Here is a 16,567-nt window from a genome sequence, read left to right as displayed (position 1 = left end):
CGCCGGCTGGGCGATCTGTCCGGTTTCACCCGATTGACACGCGCCGGTCATGGGCGCCGCCGTCCTCGAACTGACCGACCGGTCGGCGCCTGACCGATCGGTCAGGTACTGTCACCCCGTGACCACGACCGTGCCCGTGCGCGAACGCACCCGTCGAGAGATCCTCGACCGGGCGCTCGAGCTGTTCGTGGACGGCGGCTACCAGGAGACGTCCCTGGCGGACATCGCCGCCGCGGTGGGATGCTCGAAGGCCACCGTGCTGTACCACTTCGCCAACAAGGCCGCGATCATCTCCGAGGTCCTCGAGCCGGCAGCGCTCCAGCTCGACACGTTGGTCAAGGAGCTCGCGAGCCATCCCGGCCCGGACGGGCAGGAGCGCGCGATCGACGAGTTCATCGAGGTCGTCGTGCAGTTCCGCAGCCTCGCCGTCGTCCTGGACGGCCCCCAGCTCCTGGCCGAGGTCCCGTCCTTCATCGCGGTCGCCGACTCGTGCACCGCACTTCCGGTCCTGCTCGCCGGAGGCGACAGCCCCGAACAGCTCGACGTCGCCAACTTCGCACTCAACGGCGTGATCGCGGAGTGCCGCGACCACCGCCACTCCGACGACGATCTGCGCCGGTTGCTGCAGACGTGCATGAGACGACTCCTGCTCCAGCCAGAACCACCAGCCAGCACTGCGAGCCCCGACGACGTGGCGCCCACCACCACCTCCGCCACACCGATCGAAACGGAAGACCGACATGGCACAGCTCCTCTACCGACTGGGTAGGTTCTCCTACCGCCGACGCGGTCGTGTCGTCGCGATCTGGGGCGTGATCCTGGTGCTGCTCGGCATCGGCGTCGCAACCCTCGGCGGGTCCACCAGCGACGCGCTGTCCATCCCCGGCACCGAGGGTCAGCAGGCGCTCGACGACCTGCGGACGGACCTGCCGGCCGCGTCCGGCGCGACCGCCACGCTGGTCGTCCAGGCCCCCGAGGGGCAGACCCTGGACGCCGACGCGCTCGCACCCGTCCTGCAGGACGCGGCTGCGCTGCCCGAGGTCGTCGGAGTGGTCGACCCGACGGTCTCGCACGCCGTCAGCCAGGACGGGCGTACCGGTCTGGTCACGGTCGCCTACGGCACACCGCTGGACGGCATCTCGCAGGAGGCCAAGGACGCCTTCGACGAGTTCGGGGACTCGGCCACGACCGAGAAGCTGAAGGTCGTCTCCGGCGGAGAGCTGTCGCAGGCGCCGCCCGAGGTGGGTGCCACCGAAGCGATCGGCGTGCTCGTCGCCGCGGTCGTCCTCGTCGTGACGTTCGGGTCGCTGGTGGCCGCGGGCATGACGCTGCTGACCGCGATCATCGGTCTCGCCGTCGGCATGAGCGTGCTGCTGATCCTCACCTCGTACGTCGACATCACCTCCACCGCGCCGATCCTGGCGCTCATGCTCGGCCTCGCGGTCGGCATCGACTACGCGCTGTTCATCAGCTCACGGCACCGCAACAACCTCGCCGACGGGCTCGACTACGAGGAGTCGGTCGCCCGCGCGGTCGCCACCGCGGGTTCTGCCGTGACGTTCGCCGGGGCCACCGTCGTCATCGCCCTCGTCGGTCTGGGCATCGCCGGCATCCCGTTCCTGTCCACCATGGGTCAGGCGGCGGCAGGCACCGTGCTGACCGCCGTGATCGTGGCGATCACGCTGCTGCCCGCGCTCCTCGGCTTCGTCGGCAAGCGCATCCTGCCGCGCAAGCAGCGCTCGGGCTCGATCGCGCCGAACGCCCAGGACGGTGCCGGCTTCCGCTGGGCCCGTGGGGTCATCAGGTTCCGCACCCCGGTGGTCATCGGCGGCGTGGTCGGCCTCGGGCTCCTCGCGATCCCGATGCTGAACATGCACCTGGCCCTGCCTGACGGCGGGAACGCCCCTGCGGGCAGTCACCAGCGCGTCGCGTACGACCTGACCGCCGAGGCGTTCGGCCCGGGGGTCAACGGCCCGCTGGTCATCGTCGTCAAGGGGGACACCGCGGAGTCCACGGCGGCGCTCGCGGCGAACGTGACCAGCACGGTCGAGGGCCTCGACGACGTGGTCGCCGTCCAGCCCGGCCCCGTCAGCGAGTCCGGCCAGACCCAGCTCATCACCGTGATCCCGGCCAGCGGACCCAGCACCGAGGAGACCGCGGAGCTCGTGCGGACGATCCGGGACGCGGTCCAGCCGCAGACGGAGGGAACGTCGGAGAGCATCGCGATCACCGGGACCACCGCGATCGGCGTGGACGTCTCCGCCAAGCTGGCGGCCGCCCTGCCGATCTACCTGGCGGTCGTGATCGGGCTGTCGTTCATCCTGCTGCTCATCGCCTTCCGCTCCTGGATGGTGCCGCTCAAGGCCGCATTCGGGTTCCTGCTCACGGTCGGCGCGACGTTCGGGCTCGTCGTCGGCGTGTTCCAGTGGGGCTGGGCGGGTGCGCTCTTCGGGATCGACAACCCCGGTCCGTTGGTCAGCTTCCTGCCGATCATCATGATCGGGATCCTGTTCGGGCTCGCCATGGACTACGAGGTGTTCATCGTGTCCCGCGTGCGCGAGGAGTTCGTCCACGGCAGCCACGCCACCGAGGCCACGATCGAGGGCGTCGGGCACGGTGCGCGCGTGGTCACGGCTGCGGCCCTGATCATGGCGTCGGTCTTCGGGGGCTTCGCGCTGGTCGACGACCCGACCATCAAGGCGATCGGCTTCGGCCTGGCCGTCGGCGTGCTCATCGACGCGTTCGTGGTCCGCATGACGATCGTCCCGGCGGTGCTCGCGCTGCTGGGTGACCGGGCCTGGAGCCTGCCGGGCTGGCTCGCGAAGATCACGCCGAACGTCGACATCGAGGGTGCGAACCTGCGGCTCACCGACACGACGCCCCAGGCCGACGAGCCGGTCGCGTCGCACTGAGCGCCAGATCCCCCGGACCGCGCTGACCTGCGTCAGCGCGGTCCGGGCGGGTCCGCGGCGTGTGCGCGTGCCTGGCGGTCCGCCGCCACGACGCGTGACGAGACGAGCGCGAGGAGCAGGCCGATGGCCAGTGCCGTCGCGTGCCCGGCGTCCGTGAAGGTCCGGCTGAAGGCCCCAGGCACCAACCAGTAGAGGGCGGCTCCGCAGAGGTACCACCACCGCCAGCGTCGCGGCACGGCGAGCACGAGGAAGCCCGTCGCGCAGGCCATCACGTAGCTGACGCCGACGTCGGTCGCCTCGGCCACCGACTCGTCGACGAAGCCGTGGAAGATCCCCGTGGCCAGTCCTACCGCGACCACGAGTCCCGCGCCGACGTGGCCCGCGAGGCCCACGACCACGGCCGCGAGCCGGCCGACGAACCGCTGCAGGTAGGCCAGGACGACGAGCAGCTGCGCGACGAGCACGAGCCCGAGGACGCCCTCGACCACGAACGCGCTGCCGATCATGGACACGAACGGCTCGGAGCGCAGGTTGCTGAGGTTGCTGCTCACCCGGTCGAGCATCTCCTCCTGACGCGGTGCCGGCTGCACGTGGACCCAGAGGGTGATGGCCGTGACCACCGCGCAGTAGGCGATCGCGAGATCCGCGTGCTTCACGGTGTCCCACACGTCACGCAAGGCGCCGCGGGCTGTGGTCCCCAGCGGCGGTCCGGTCATGAGTGCACCGTACGGGGCACCCTGTCGACCGCGCGTCCAGAACCCCTTCCGGTGAACCGGGGCAAACGCTACGGTTTCGGTTGCTGGACCTTCGAAAGACGAGCGATCTCTGCTCTCCTAGCCGTTCCGCACAACGAATCCGCTCGGTCCACCCTCGCCCGAGGCAACGTCGCCCTGGGCCGCGCCATTGCGAGGTTTCGTGTCCGCTCCCTCCACCGACGCCGCTCCGCTGGGATTCCCCGAGACCGGCAAGGGCCTCAAGGGCGGTGCGCTCGGGCTGCTCTCGAGCGTCGTCGTCGGCACCGCGTCCACCGCACCCGCGTACAGCCTCGCCGCGAGCCTCGGCTTCGTCGTCGCGGGCGGCGGCGCGATCCTGGCGGGCGTCAAGGCGCCGGCGATCATCCTGCTGGCATTCGTCCCGATGTACCTGATCGCCGTCGCCTACCAGGAGCTGAACCGCGCGGAGCCCGACTGCGGGACCACGTTCACCTGGGCCACCCGCGCGTTCGGCCCGGTCACCGGTTGGCTCGGCGGGTGGGGGATCATCGCCGCCGACGTGATCGTGATGGCGAACCTGGCGCAGATCGCAGGGACGTACACGTTCACGTTCCTCGGCGAGCTGGGCTGGGACGCGGCGGGGGACCTCGACACGAGCGTCGTGTGGACGACGGCCGTGGGACTGCTGTGGATAGCCGTGATGACGTACCTCTGCTATCGCGGCATCGAGGTCTCCGCGCGCATCCAGTACGCGCTGCTGTCCGTCGAGGTGCTCGTCCTGATCATGTTCGCGGTCGTCGCGCTGACCAAGGTCTACACCGGAAACGGGGAGTCCTACTCGCTCGTCCCGCAGTGGAGCTGGTTCTGGCCCGGCGGCCTGGACCTCTCCACCGTCATCGCGCCCGCGCTGCTGACCGCGGTGTTCATCTACTGGGGCTGGGACACGGCCGTCTCGATCAACGAGGAGTCCGACGACCCGGCGACGACCCCCGGTCGCGCCGCGATCCTGTCGACCGTGCTGCTGCTCGTGACGTACCTGATGGTGTCGACCGCGGCCGTCGCGTTCGCCGGTGTCGGCACGACCGGCATCGGCCTGGGCAACCCCGACAACGCCGACGACGTGTTCGCGGCGATCGGTCCGGAGCTGTTCGGTGACACGGGGCTCGGCAAGATCGCCCTGCTGCTGCTCTCGGCCTCGATCCTGACGTCGGCATCCGCCTCGACCCAGACCACGATCCTGCCGACCGCCCGCACGTCGCTGTCCATGGCCGCGTACAAGGCGCTCCCGGCGTCGTTCGCCAAGATCCACGCGAAGTACCTGACGCCGACCGTGTCCACGATCGCGATGGGCGTCGTCTCGATGGCGTTCTACCTGGTCTTCACGCTGATCAGCCCGAACCTGCTCACGGCCCTGATCGGGTCGGTCGGCTTGATGATCGCGTTCTACTACGGCCTGACGGGGTTCGCGTGCAGCTGGTTCTACCGCCGGACCCTGCACCACACGCGCCGTGACTTCTTCATGCAGGGTGTGCTGCCCTCGCTGGGCGGCCTGATCCTGCTCGCGGCGTTCGTGTACGCGCTGATCCAGTTCGCGGCGCCGGACTGGCTGACCGACGACAACGACGAGAACGTGACGATCATGGGGATCGGCGCGGTCGCCGTCGTAGGCGTCCTGGCCATCCTCATCGGCGTCGTCCTCATGGTGGTGTGGTGGATCCGCCAGCCGGCGTTCTTCCGGGGTCAGACGCTGCCGATGCGCGGTGCGCACGACCTGATCCTCACGGGTCCGGCGACGATCCCTGACACCGTGTTCCGCCTGCCCGACTCGGGGCTGCCGGGCATCGTCATCGCACCCGACCTGTTCAACCTCCCGCCCGGGGCCACGGCAGTCACGACGACGGGCGACGAGCCGCCGGCGGCGCCCGAGGACGAGGAGCGACCCTAGGAGGGGGCGCAGCGACCGGCGGCCGGCTGCTCCGTCGGGCCGCGGCGCTAGACGCTGCGCGCCTCCGGTTCCAGGAGCGCGACGAGCCGCTGGATGAGCTCGCCCTGCCCGAGGACGACGAGCGCTGCGGCCTCGGCGGGCGCGAACCAGCCCACCCGGTCGATCTCGGGCACCTGGATCCGGCGTCCCGACCGGGGCGGCCACTCGATCTCGACGGTGTTGCTTGTGGCGCTCGCCGCATCGAAGTCGCCCTCACGCGCCCACGCGGTGACCACCTTGCCGGACTTCTGCCGGACGGTGCCGAGCGTGAGGTCCGGGACGTCAGCGGGAGGTGGCGGGGACCCGAGCTCCTCCTCGAACTCGCGCAGCGCGGCAGCGTGCGGGTCCTCGTCGGGGGACGGCTCGCCCTTCGGGATGGTCCAGGCGCCGGCGTCCTTGCGCGCCCAGAACGGCCCACCCATGTGGGCGATCAGGACCTGCAGCCCGGACACGTCGCTGCGTCGGAACAGCAGGAGGCCTGCGCTGCTCGGTGGGGTCACCCGGCCAGGATGTCAGGTGGTGTGCTTCTCGGCGGTCAGCGGGTGGAGCCGGTCCGTCTCCGCGGCCAGCAGCAGCTCGAGCACGTGCAGCCGACCGCGGGCGCGGGCGGTGACCGCGTCGTCGTGCTGGCGGCGTACCTCGTCGTACGCGCGGTGGGCCTTGGCCGTCGCGCTGGCGAGCTCGAACCAGGTGGCGCCGGCGTGCTCCCTGCGCACCTGCGCCTCGAGCTCCGGGTCCACGTGGAGCTGCCCGTCGGTCACCGTCATCTGTCGACTCCTTCGCTGTGCCGTTCCCTTCCATCATTCGACCGATAGGCCGTGGGATCGCACCGACACGCGCAAGTTCGCCCGGTCGACGACGCCGGGAACCAGCGCTGCGATGAGAAGAGCGATCGGGGCGACCGAGGGATACGTGCGACGACGTGGGCCCATGTCCGGCGCCGGCGCGGATTATGCCTCCACAGGTGGCACCACCCCGCCAACAGCGGGTGAAGTTTGCGCGGAGCGGGTGAAAAACGTTAGCGTCCGATGCGAACCATTTGTATGCCTTCCTTACATATCCATGCACCGACGATGGGCAGGGGACAGCTCTATGGCATTCATCCGACGTACGGCCTCGACCGAGGACCCGAGCAGCAGCGGCGGGAGCACGGGACGACGACGTCCTGCGCTCGTCACCGTCGCGCTCGCAGCGGTCACCACCCTCGTTGCGGCGCTCGTGGTCGCCGCCCAGCCGGCCACGGCCGCAGGCACCTTCTCCGTGGCGTTCACCTCGCAAGGCGACTGGGGGACCGGTCACCAGGTAGGCGTCACGCTCACCAACGGCACATCCTCGACCGTCAACGGCTGGGCGCTCGAGTTCGACCTGCCGGCCGGCGACGCGATCACCAGCTCGTGGGACGCCGACATCACGCGCACCGGCAGCCACTACAAGGCCGTGAACAAGAGCTGGGCGCCCACCCTCGCGCCCGGAGCCTCGATCACCTGGGGCTACGTGGCCACCGGCCCGTTCAAGACTCCCAGCACCTGCAGCCTGAACGGTGGCTCGTGCTCCTCCGGCGGCACCGGCACCCCGAGCCCGACGCCGACGAGCACTCCGACGCCGACCCCCACGCCCACCCCGACGACCCCCACCGGTCCGGGTGGAAGCAAGGTCGTGGGGTACTTCGCCGAGTGGGGCGTCTACGGGCGCAACTACCACGTGAAGAACATCGAGACGAGCGGATCGGCCGACAAGCTGACGGCTCTGCTGTACGCGTTCGGCAACACGACCAACGGTCAGTGCTCGATCGGTGACTCCTACGCGGACTACGAGAAGGCCTACACCGCCGACCAGAGCGTCGACGGCGTCGCTGACACGTGGGACCAGCCGCTCAAGGGCAGCTTCAACCAGCTCAAGAAGCTCAAGGCCAAGCACCCGAACCTCAAGGTCATCTGGTCGTTCGGCGGCTGGACCTGGTCGGGAGGCTTCACGCAGGCCGCGGCCAACCCGACGGCGTTCGCCGACTCCTGCTACAAGCTGGTCAACGACCCGCGGTGGGCCGGAGTGTTCGACGGCATCGACGTCGACTGGGAGTACCCGAACGCCTGCGGCCTGCAGTGCGACTCGAGCGGCCCGGCAGCGTTCAACACCGTGGTCACCGCGCTGCGCAACAAGTTCGGCAGCAGCAAGCTCGTCACCGCCGCCATCACGGCCGACGGCAGCAACGGCGGCAAGATCGACCTCGCCGACTACGCCTCGGGTGCGCAGAAGCTCGACTGGATCATGCCGATGACGTACGACTACTTCGGCGCGTTCAACCCGTCCGGCCCCACCGCGCCGCACTCGCCGCTGACGTCCTACCCGGGCATCCCGAGCGCGGGGTTCAACTCCGAGGCCGCGATCACCAAGCTGATCGGCAAGGGCGTCCCGCCGAGCAAGATCCTGCTCGGCATCGGCTTCTACGGCCGCGGCTGGTCCGGTGTCACGCAGTCCGCACCGGGCGGCTCGGCAACCGGTCCGGCGCCCGGCACGTACGAGCAGGGGATCGAGGACTACAAGGTGCTCAAGACCAGGTGCCCGGCCACGGGCACCGTCGGCGGCACGGCGTACGCCAAGTGCGGCTCCGAGTGGTGGAGCTACGACACCCCGAGCACGATCGCGGGCAAGATGTCGTGGGCCAAGGGCAAGGGCCTCGGCGGCAGCTTCTTCTGGGAGCTCTCCGGGGACACCGCCGGCGGTGAGCTCATCGGCGCCGTCTCCAACGGCCTGAAGTAGCCGCACGCACCTCCGAAGCCCGGCCGCCACCCCTCCGGCGGCCGGGCTTCGGCGCGCCGAGTCACCCGCACCTCGAAGGGCCGGGACATCGCCCTCGGGGTTAGCCTCCCAAGATGGGGCATCGCAGCCGCCTGCAGTCGGTCGAGCTCCTCGACGAGGAACGCCTGCCGGACGAGTCGTCCGTCGACCGGGTGCCGGAACCTCGACGCCGCGCCGTGGGCCGGTGGTGGCCGGCGTTCGTCGCGGTGGTCGCCGTCGCGCTGCTCGCCGGTACCCAGGAGCTGCTCGACACGAGGCAACGGGCAGCCGAGGCCAGGTTCGCGACGATCCCCGGGGTCGTGAGGCCCGTCGGTCCGGACGTGCGGATCGCCTGGCAGCCACCGGTAGCGCTCGCTGGGCTCGTGCGCGAGGGCATCGCCGCCGACGGCGCCTTCGTCGGGCTCAGCGTCGCCGGCAACGGGTCGCAGGCAGTCGTCGCGGTCGACCAGCGGACCGGTGACGTGCTGTGGTCGACGACCCTGTTCGGCCCGGACGCCTCACGGGCGCTGTCGCTCGACCGCCGCACCGCCGACCAGTGCGCCCGTGCCACCGAGCACCGGCTCGCGTGCCTCGTGAGCAACGGGTACCAGCACTTCGACCGGGCGAGCAGCCCGGAGATCGTCCCCGCCACGTCCACCCGGGTCGTGGTCCTCGATACGAGGGACGGGCGCATCGTCGCGGACCGGCCGGTCACCGACGTCACCTCGATGGCCGTGTTCCCGGGCCTGGCGGTGCTGGGCGCACGCGATCGAGGCGTGACCGCCCAGGACCTGCTCACCGGTGAGGAACGCTGGCGGTACCTGCCGCCGAGCGCGGGCGTGGACCTGAGCCAGGCCGCCTTGACCTCGTCCGTCAAGGTCTTCGCCGCGGGCGACCTGGTCGGCGTGACCAACCCCGGATGGTCGGTCGCGCTGCTGGACGCCTCCGGGGCTGTCGTGCGACCGCCTGTCCCGGCGGTCGCGGGCTACCGCTACGACAAGGTCGCCGGCGTGCTGGCGCTCCTGAGCACCACGGAGTCGGGACAGGTGCGCTCGTCGATCGTGCGTGCCGGTCTGGACACCGTCGACCTGCCGGGCACCTACCTCGAGGTCTCGGCCGACGACGCGAGCCTGCCCGATCTCGTGCTGACGGCCGACGGCATGCTGCGCGGCTGGGACGCCCGCACGGGGCAGCCCTGGTGGACCTCGCAGGAGACCGCCACGGGCCCAGCGGTGGTGCTGCGCGGTCGCGTGTACGTCCCGACGATGACAGGGATCGTCTCGCTGGACGGCCGCACGGGCTCCCTCTCGTGGCGCTCGGCCGTGACCCCGGGGCACGTGCCCGGAGCGTTGGCGACCGACGGCAGCGCGATCCTCGTCGCGGACCAGCCGGTCGCCGGCTCGGACCGCAGCGAGCTCGTCGCGTACGACCTGGACGACGGTCACCCGCTCTGGCGGGCGCCGCTGCCCGCAGACATCAGGTCCAGCACCTCGGTCGGTCGGGTACTGCTCGGCCTCTCGACCGACGGCGTGGCAGTGCTCGGCTAGGTTCCCCGGATGGCGCGCGGCGAGATGCAGCACGTGGAGCTCGACGAGGAGTCGGCCGGAGTCGTCGCGCCCCGCTCACCCACCACGCGCCGTCGCCGCCGGTGGGTAGCAGCTGCCGCAGGCGCTGCGCTGGCGGTCCTCGCCGTCCAGCTCGTCGCGGATGCGCGCGAGCGGGCCGTGGTCGCACGGCTGGCCGAGGTCCCGGGAGTGCTGGCACCGGTCGACGAGTCGCTGCCGGTGGCGTGGCGCTCGGACTCGGTGGGAGACCTCATCTGGTACCAGATCGCCACCCACGGTGCGGTCGTCGGGCCGGTGGTCGACGCCGACGGCTCGCAGCGCCTCGTCGCGCACGACCTCGCGACGGGCAAGGTCCGGTGGTCGACCGAGCTGTACGGACCGGACCCCGTCCGGGCGGAGGCCGAGGCCGACCTGGGTGCGTCCCCTCCGACGTGCGTCACGACCGACGACGCCGAGGACCCGGACCGGGTCGCCTGCCTCGCCACCGACGGCTTCGTCAGGTTCCGCGACTCGGGCGCCATGCAGGTGCCCGCCTCGGCGACGTTCGTCCGCGTGGTCGACACCGCCGACGGACGTGTCGTCGCCCAGTGGCCGGCCAGCGGCACCACGCTCGCGGTGGTCGGCGACGTCGCAGTCCTCGCCTCGTACTCCGACTCCTACGGGGCGGTCATCCTCGACGCGCGCGACCTGCTGACGGGCGAGCCGCGCTGGACGGCCCAGGTCGCCGCGCCGACGGAGGTGGTGGCCGACCGCACGACCGACTGGCCGCCGGACGTCTACCGTGTCGCGGATCTCCTAGCCTGCACGGGATTCTCTGGGCACCCGGCGCTCATCGATGCCGACGGGCAGCCCGTGAACCCGCAGCTGGGCGACGCTGCCGACGCCGACGTGCCCGGCCACTTCTACGTCGAGAACGCCACCGGGCGGCTCGTGTTCAGCGACTGGTCCAACGGCTCGAGCTACGGAACCGGTGCCACGGTGCTGGACGGGGACCGACCGAGGTACACGCTGCCGGGAACCCCGTACGTCCCGACGGTCGACGACGGCAGCGTCAACGACCTCCTGCTCTTCTCCGCCTGGGGCGCCGGACCGACCGACGGCGTCCTGCTGAACGGCGCGGACGCCGAGACCGGCACGCGCCGGTGGTCCTCCGACCTCGAGGTCTCGACGGACAACCCGGCCGCGATGATCCTGCGGGGACGCGCGTTCGTCACGACGCGGGAGGGTCTCGCCGCGGTCGACGGCCGTAGCGGCAGGACGCTCTGGTCCCTGGACGCCCCGGAGGGAAGGACGTTCGGCAGCCCCATGACCGACGGTCGATACGTGCTCGTCCTGTCGGTGGGCTCCGACGAGGGCACCGCGAGCGAGCTCCACGCACTCGATCCTGGGAGCGGTGAGCAGGTGTGGCGGCGGACGCTGCCCAGCGGTGTCGACTTCGCCTACCCGATCGGCGACGCCCTGCTCGGGATCGACGTGGACGGTCAGGGCGCGCTGCGCGAGGTCGTCCGGCTCGGCTGAGCTGTCGTCAGCGGAGCGCGGTGTGCTCCGCGGCGGCGAACCGCGCCTGGCCCGGCCGCACGAGACCGAGCTGTGCCGGCACGGGCCGGCTGACCAGGTTCAGTGCCCAGTCGGCGGCGATCCGGGACCGGTTGGCCATCGAGGGGACGGCGTACAGGTGGTACCCCTTCGCGACGACCTTCGCGGGCCACCCGGTCAGCGGGACGCCGAGCGGACGCGCGACCCCGCTGCGCCGACCGAGGTCGGCGACCAGGCCGAGGTCGTGGTGCCGGTACTCGCGCGGCTCCCCGTGCCCGAGGCTCGCCGCGATGTTGTGCGCGAGGACCACACCCATGCGCTGGGCGTGCTGCGCGGTCGGGGGGTAGGGGCGGTGCTGCGCGTCGTGCCGGTCGGGGGCCGCCGCCGAGTCGCCCGCCGCCCAGACGTCGGGCTCCTCGGGCACGCGGAGCTGGGAGTCGACGACGAGCCGGCCGTGCTCCACGGCGTCGCCGAGCCGGCCGACGAGCGGAGCAGGCGTGACGCCCGCGGTCCAGAGAACGGTGTGGCACGGGATCGTCTGGCCGTCGGAGAGCGTGACGCGGTCGGGCGCGATGTCGGTGACGGAGGTGCGCAGCCGCACCTGCATCCCGCGCGCACGGATCTGGTCGAGCGCGAACTGCCCGAGGCGCGGACCCAGCTCGGGCAGCACGGCGGGCGCGACGTCGACCAGCAGCCAGGTGAGGTCCTCGGCGCGCAGCCGGGGGAACCGGTCCAGCTGCGCGGTCGTCATGACCTGCAGCTGCGCGGCCGTCTCGGTTCCGGCGTACCCCGCGCCCACCACCACGAACGTCAGGCGGGCTCGACGCTCCTCCAGGTCGTCGGTCGCGTCGGCGATCTCCATCTGGCGCAGCACGTGGTCGCGGATGTAGACCGCCTGCACGAGCGTCTTCAGCCCGAGGGCGTGGTCCTCGATGCCGGGAGTGGGCTGCCGGCGGGTCACCGAGCCGACGGTCACCGCGAGCCGGTCCCACGGCAGGACGAGGGGGTCGGCGAGGTCGCACGACACGTCGATCGTGTGCGCCCCGGTGTCCACCGACTCCACCAGGCCCTGAACGATCCGCGCCCGCCGCAGGCCCGAGTGCAGGGGGATCGCGATGCGACGGGGGTCGAGCCGCCCGGCCGCGACCTCAGGCAGCAGCGGCGAGTAGCAGAGGTGGTCGGTCGCGCTGACGATCGTGAGGTCTGCTGCTCCGCGGGGGAGCAGCCGCTCGAGCGTGCGGGCGGCGAAGAAGCCGGCGAACCCGCTGCCGACCACCACCACGTGCGGGCGTGCGCTCATCTCCTGTCTCCTTCCAGATCCCCGATCGACCGTATCCGCTATGTCCCGGTCCCGCGCTCGCTCGCTACGCTCCTGGGGTGGTCGCCACCGACGCCGGTCGGCGTCGGGAGGCACCGCCTCCGGTTGCCTGGTTCTGGGTGCTCGTCGCCGCGGGTCTGCTGCTCGCGGTACTGGTCGCGCTCTCCGCCCGGTACGGCCCGCACCGCGACGAGCTGTACTTCCTGGCGGCAGGTCGTCGCCTCGCGTGGGGGTATCCCGACCAGCCGGCCCTGACGCCGCTCGTCGCGCACCTCGCCGACGTGGTCGCGCCGGGGTCGCTGGTCGCCCTGCACCTGCCGGCGGCCCTGGCCATGGCGGGCGTCGTGGTGCTGTCCGCGCTCACCGCGCGGGAGCTGGGTGGCGGGACGGCCGCGCAGGTTCTGACGGTGGTCGCGACGGGCTGCGGTCTGGTCACCTGGATCCTCGGCCACATGCTCTCGACGGCCACGGTGGACACGTTGTTCTGGGTCGCGATCGTCTACGCCACGGTGTGGACGCTGGGTCGTGACCGCCCTCGTGGCTGGGTCGTGGTGGGCGCGCTGGCCGGTCTCGCTCTGGAGGACAAGCATCTCGTCGCGTTCCTGCTCGTCGGGATCGTCGTGGGCGTCGCGCTCACCTCCGAGGTGCGGCATCACCTGCGCTCACCGTGGGCCTGGGGCGGCGTGGCTCTGGCCCTGGTCCTGTGGGCGCCCAACCTGGCGTGGCAGGCACTCAACGGGTGGCCGCAGCTGACGCTCGCGGCCGACATCCGCGACGAGTACGGCGTGCTCGCCGAGCGGCTGAACTTCATCGGGCTGCTTCTCGTGCAGTTCAGCCCGGTGAGTGCGGCCCTGTGGATCTACGGGTTGGTGCGCCTGTTCCGGGTCCCGTCCCTGGTGCGCGCGCGACCGCTCGCCTGGGCGTTCGTGGTCATGGTCGTGGTCTTCTTCCTGACCGGTGGCAAGGCGTACTACGTGGTCGGCGCGGTGCCGGTGCTCTTCGCTGCGGGTGCCTGTGGGCTGGCCGAGCGGTGGAGTGCCCGGGGGGTCGCCGTCGCAGGTGTCGTGATCGGGCTCAGCGGCCTCCTCGTGTGGCCGGCGGCTCTGCCGATCCTGCCGGAGCGCGCGTTCGGGGAGTCGTTCTTCGCGGACATCAACGAGGACCAGTCGGAGATGGTCGGGTGGCCGGCCCTCGCCGCGACGGTGCAGGCGGCGGCTACGTCCTCGGGGGCGACGCTCGCGGTCGCCGAGAACTACGGGGAGGCCGGTGCCCTCGAGTGGTACGGCCTGGAGGTTCCGGTCTACAGCGGGCACAACGGCTTCGCGGCCTGGGGGCCACCCCACGGTTCCGACGGACCGTTCGTCCTCGTCGGGTACGACCGTGCGCCCTCCTGGGCCGTCGGCTGCCGGGTGGTGGCGCACGTGGACAACGGGTTCGAGGTGGACAACGAGGAGCAGGGCCGTGCGGTCCGGGTCTGCGACGCTCCGGCCGGGACGTGGGAGTCCGTCTGGCCGCAGGTGGTCCGCCTGTCGGCATAGCCCTGTTTCAGGGCATCCGAAGCGGTGAATCGAGCCGTCCTTTTGCGGTCGACACGTAAGTTCTTGCAACTTGCCATTCACTCTTGTCTGACCTCTTGTCCATTCCCTACGGTGTGTCCCGATATGCGGCGCGGCTCCTGACCGACGCCGTCCCGGCTGCGCAAGGAGGCGCTCCCGTGAGGAACCCCGTTCGTCGGACTGTCTACGCCGTCCCTGCACTGCTCGCCGCACTCGCCCTCGTCGTCCAACCGACGGCGGCGTCCGCCCGCCCTGCCCCGCCGACCCCGACGCCGGTCACCCGAGCAGCGCTCGACCCGTCGCTCGTCGCCGGACGGGGTGCGGACGTGGGGTTCCTCGAGCAGGAGGCCGAGAACGCCGCCACCAACGGCACCGTGATCGGCCCGGACCGGAACGCCTACACGCTCCCCGCCGAGGCCTCGGGCAGGAAGGCCGTCAAGCTGACGCCCGGGCAGTACGTCGACTTCACGCTGCCGCGCGCCGCGAACGCGGTGACCGTGCGGTACGCGCTGCCCGACGCGCCCACCGGCGGGGGCCTGACCGCGCCCCTCGCGCTCAGCGTGAACGGCGGCCGCCCGATCACCGCCACCCTGACGTCCCAGTACTCCTACCTCTACAACCAGTACCCGTTCTCGAACGACCCCGACGCGGGTCTGCTGCACCCCGACTGGTGGATCACCGAGTGCGGGTGTGTCCCGGCCACGACCACCCCGACGCCCGTCGTGTCGACCCCCTTCCGGCCGATGCACTTCTACGACGAGCAGCGCGTGCTCCTCGGCAGCACCTACAAGGCCGGTTCCGTGGTCCGGCTGACGGCGCCAGCGGGTGTGGAGTGGACGGTCGTCGACCTGCTCGACTCGGAGCTCGTGGGCCTGCCGACGGTCAAGCTCAAGGCGGCGAACGTGCTGCTCTTCGGGGCCGACCCGTTCGGCAGGCGCGACTCCGCCGACGCGTTCGACAAGGCCGTCGCGTTCGCCCGCAGCCACCACCTTCCGGTGTACGTGCCACCAGGCGTCTTCCAGGTCAACCGGCACATCGTCGTCGACGACGTCACCATCCAGGGCGCGGGCAGCTGGTACACGATCATCCGCGGCTCCGAGGTCCCGCTCGCGACGCCCGCACCCGACGGGTCGGTGCACACGGGTGTCGGCTTCTACGGCAAGGACGCGTCCGCCGGGGGCAGCCACAACGTGCACCTGTCCGGGTTCACCATCCGCGGCGACGTGCGCGAGCGCGTCGACACCGACCAGGTGAACGGCATCGGCGGTGCGCTCAGCGACTCGACGATCGACGGTCTCTACATCCAGCACACCAAGGTCGGCATCTGGCTCGACGGCCCGATGAACAACGTGGCGATCACCAACAGCGTCATCGTCGACCAGATCGCCGACGGCGTGAACTTCCACACCGGTGTCACCGGCTCGGTGGTCCGGAACACCGTGGTCCGGAACACCGGCGACGACGGTCTGGCCATGTGGTCGGAGCACACCGGGAACGCCGGCAACACGTTCGACCACAACACGGTGCAGACGCCGACCCTGGCCAACGGCATCGCGATCTACGGCGGCAGCGACACCACGGTCTCCAGCAACCTGATCGCCGACCCGCTGCGTGAGGGCTCCGCCATCCAGGTGGGTTCGCGGTTCGGCGCCGAGCCGTTCACCGGGCACCTGTGGATCACCGACAACACCACGGTCCGGGCCGGAACCTACGAGCTGAACTGGAACATCGGACTCGGCGCCATCTGGTTCTACGCGCTGGAGAAGAGCATCGACGCGGACATCCAGGTGGTCGGCGACCACTTCCTCGACAGCACCTACAACGCGATCATGCTGGTGGCCGACTGGCCCGTGAAGGACCTCTACTCGATCACCGACGTCCACTTCAAGGACATCCGCGTCGACGGCACCGGAACCTCCGTGCTCAGTGCGCGTGCGGCCGGTTCCGCGACGTTCGAGAACGTGGACGCCCGCAACGTCGGGGCCGTCGGGATCAACAACTGCGGAACGTTCCACTTCACGCCCGCGGGGTCCGAGTGGTCCTCGATCGACGGGGGCGGCAACGACGGTGGTGGCACGACAGGTCCGTGGTTCGCCCCGTGGGAGCTGCCCAACACGATCACCTGCGACGACCGTCCGCCGGTCGTCGTACCGCCGGCTCCCTCGGCCTGGTGATCACCGGGTGACGGGACGACGACTTCCCTCGGCC

12 protein-coding genes are annotated in these 16,567 nt (G+C 71.1%); 8 read left to right on the top strand and 4 right to left on the bottom strand.

The window, feature by feature from the left end:
- Positions 1 to 118 precede the first annotated feature (118 nt).
- Positions 119 to 769: a TetR/AcrR family transcriptional regulator gene (locus N553_RS24045; RefSeq protein WP_197029886.1), complete on the top strand. Its 651-nt coding sequence runs from the start codon at positions 119 to 121 to the stop codon at positions 767 to 769.
- Positions 741 to 2,912 carry an MMPL family transporter gene (locus N553_RS0102405; RefSeq protein ID WP_028045211.1) on the top strand — a complete coding sequence of 724 codons (2,172 nt, stop codon included), beginning with the start codon at positions 741 to 743 and terminating at the stop codon, positions 2,910 to 2,912. Before N553_RS24045 ends, N553_RS0102405 begins: the two co-directional genes overlap by 29 nt.
- Before the next feature lie 32 nt (positions 2,913 to 2,944).
- Here N553_RS0102405 and N553_RS20695 read toward each other — a convergent pair whose 3' ends face one another.
- Positions 2,945 to 3,628, bottom strand: a complete 684-nt coding sequence (locus tag N553_RS20695; protein ID WP_051639766.1) for a rhomboid-like protein — start codon at positions 3,626 to 3,628, stop codon at positions 2,945 to 2,947.
- Between the two features lie 199 nt (positions 3,629 to 3,827).
- On the opposite strand from N553_RS20695, the gene N553_RS20690 reads away from it, so the two are divergent.
- A complete protein-coding gene (locus N553_RS20690; protein WP_051639765.1) occupies positions 3,828 to 5,570 on the top strand; it encodes an APC family permease in 1,743 nt (580 codons plus the stop codon).
- 47 nt (positions 5,571 to 5,617) lie between these two features.
- Here N553_RS20690 and N553_RS0102390 read toward each other — a convergent pair whose 3' ends face one another.
- Both N553_RS0102390 and N553_RS0102385 read right to left on the bottom strand, forming a co-directional pair.
- Positions 5,618 to 6,109, bottom strand: a complete 492-nt coding sequence (locus N553_RS0102390) for an NUDIX domain-containing protein (protein WP_028045210.1) — start codon at positions 6,107 to 6,109, stop codon at positions 5,618 to 5,620.
- A gap of 12 nt (positions 6,110 to 6,121) precedes the next feature.
- Positions 6,122 to 6,376 (bottom strand): hypothetical protein, encoded by a 255-nt coding sequence (locus N553_RS0102385; RefSeq protein ID WP_028045209.1) that lies wholly within the window; start codon positions 6,374 to 6,376, stop codon positions 6,122 to 6,124.
- A gap of 325 nt (positions 6,377 to 6,701) precedes the next feature.
- Here N553_RS0102385 and N553_RS0102380 point away from each other — a divergent pair, with 325 nt between their 5' ends.
- The 3 genes from N553_RS0102380 (at position 6,702) to N553_RS0102370 (ending at position 11,467) form a co-directional block, all read left to right on the top strand.
- Complete coding sequence (locus tag N553_RS0102380) at positions 6,702 to 8,366, top strand: glycosyl hydrolase family 18 protein (RefSeq protein ID WP_081844322.1); 1,665 nt, start codon at positions 6,702 to 6,704, stop codon at positions 8,364 to 8,366.
- A 113-nt stretch (positions 8,367 to 8,479) separates the two neighbouring features.
- Positions 8,480 to 9,931 (top strand): PQQ-binding-like beta-propeller repeat protein, encoded by a 1,452-nt coding sequence (locus N553_RS0102375; RefSeq protein ID WP_028045207.1) that lies wholly within the window; start codon positions 8,480 to 8,482, stop codon positions 9,929 to 9,931.
- Between the two features lie 9 nt (positions 9,932 to 9,940).
- Complete coding sequence (locus tag N553_RS0102370; protein ID WP_028045206.1) at positions 9,941 to 11,467, top strand: PQQ-binding-like beta-propeller repeat protein; 1,527 nt, start codon at positions 9,941 to 9,943, stop codon at positions 11,465 to 11,467.
- Between the two features lie 7 nt (positions 11,468 to 11,474).
- Here the strand turns inward: N553_RS0102370 and N553_RS20685 are convergent, their stop codons facing one another.
- Entirely contained in the window at positions 11,475 to 12,785 is a 1,311-nt protein-coding gene (locus N553_RS20685) for an NAD(P)/FAD-dependent oxidoreductase (RefSeq protein WP_034620506.1), read from the bottom strand.
- A 77-nt stretch (positions 12,786 to 12,862) separates the two neighbouring features.
- On the opposite strand from N553_RS20685, the gene N553_RS20680 reads away from it, so the two are divergent.
- Positions 12,863 to 14,341, top strand: a complete 1,479-nt coding sequence (locus N553_RS20680; RefSeq protein WP_051639764.1) for a glycosyltransferase family 39 protein — start codon at positions 12,863 to 12,865, stop codon at positions 14,339 to 14,341.
- 176 nt (positions 14,342 to 14,517) lie between these two features.
- Positions 14,518 to 16,533 carry a right-handed parallel beta-helix repeat-containing protein gene (locus N553_RS0102355; RefSeq protein ID WP_028045205.1) on the top strand — a complete coding sequence of 672 codons (2,016 nt, stop codon included), beginning with the start codon at positions 14,518 to 14,520 and terminating at the stop codon, positions 16,531 to 16,533.
- Positions 16,534 to 16,567 lie beyond the last annotated feature (34 nt).

Source organism: Cellulomonas sp. URHE0023 (genome assembly GCF_000688475.1).
Taxonomy (GTDB): domain Bacteria; phylum Actinomycetota; class Actinomycetes; order Actinomycetales; family Cellulomonadaceae; genus Cellulomonas.
Note: the sequence above shows the minus strand (reverse complement) of the source record. Positions and strands in the feature narration are given on the sequence as shown.

Coding starts and splice junctions, on each gene's coding strand:
- N553_RS0102405 (WP_028045211.1), top strand. CDS start 741: ATGGCACAGCTCCTCTACCGACTGGGTAGGTTCTCCTACCGCCGACGC.
- N553_RS20695 (WP_051639766.1), bottom strand. CDS start 3,628: ATGACCGGACCGCCGCTGGGGACCACAGCCCGCGGCGCCTTGCGTGAC.
- N553_RS0102385 (WP_028045209.1), bottom strand. CDS start 6,376: ATGACGGTGACCGACGGGCAGCTCCACGTGGACCCGGAGCTCGAGGCG.
- N553_RS0102380 (WP_081844322.1), top strand. CDS start 6,702: ATGGCATTCATCCGACGTACGGCCTCGACCGAGGACCCGAGCAGCAGC.
- N553_RS0102375 (WP_028045207.1), top strand. CDS start 8,480: ATGGGGCATCGCAGCCGCCTGCAGTCGGTCGAGCTCCTCGACGAGGAA.
- N553_RS0102370 (WP_028045206.1), top strand. CDS start 9,941: ATGGCGCGCGGCGAGATGCAGCACGTGGAGCTCGACGAGGAGTCGGCC.
- N553_RS20685 (WP_034620506.1), bottom strand. CDS start 12,785: ATGAGCGCACGCCCGCACGTGGTGGTGGTCGGCAGCGGGTTCGCCGGC.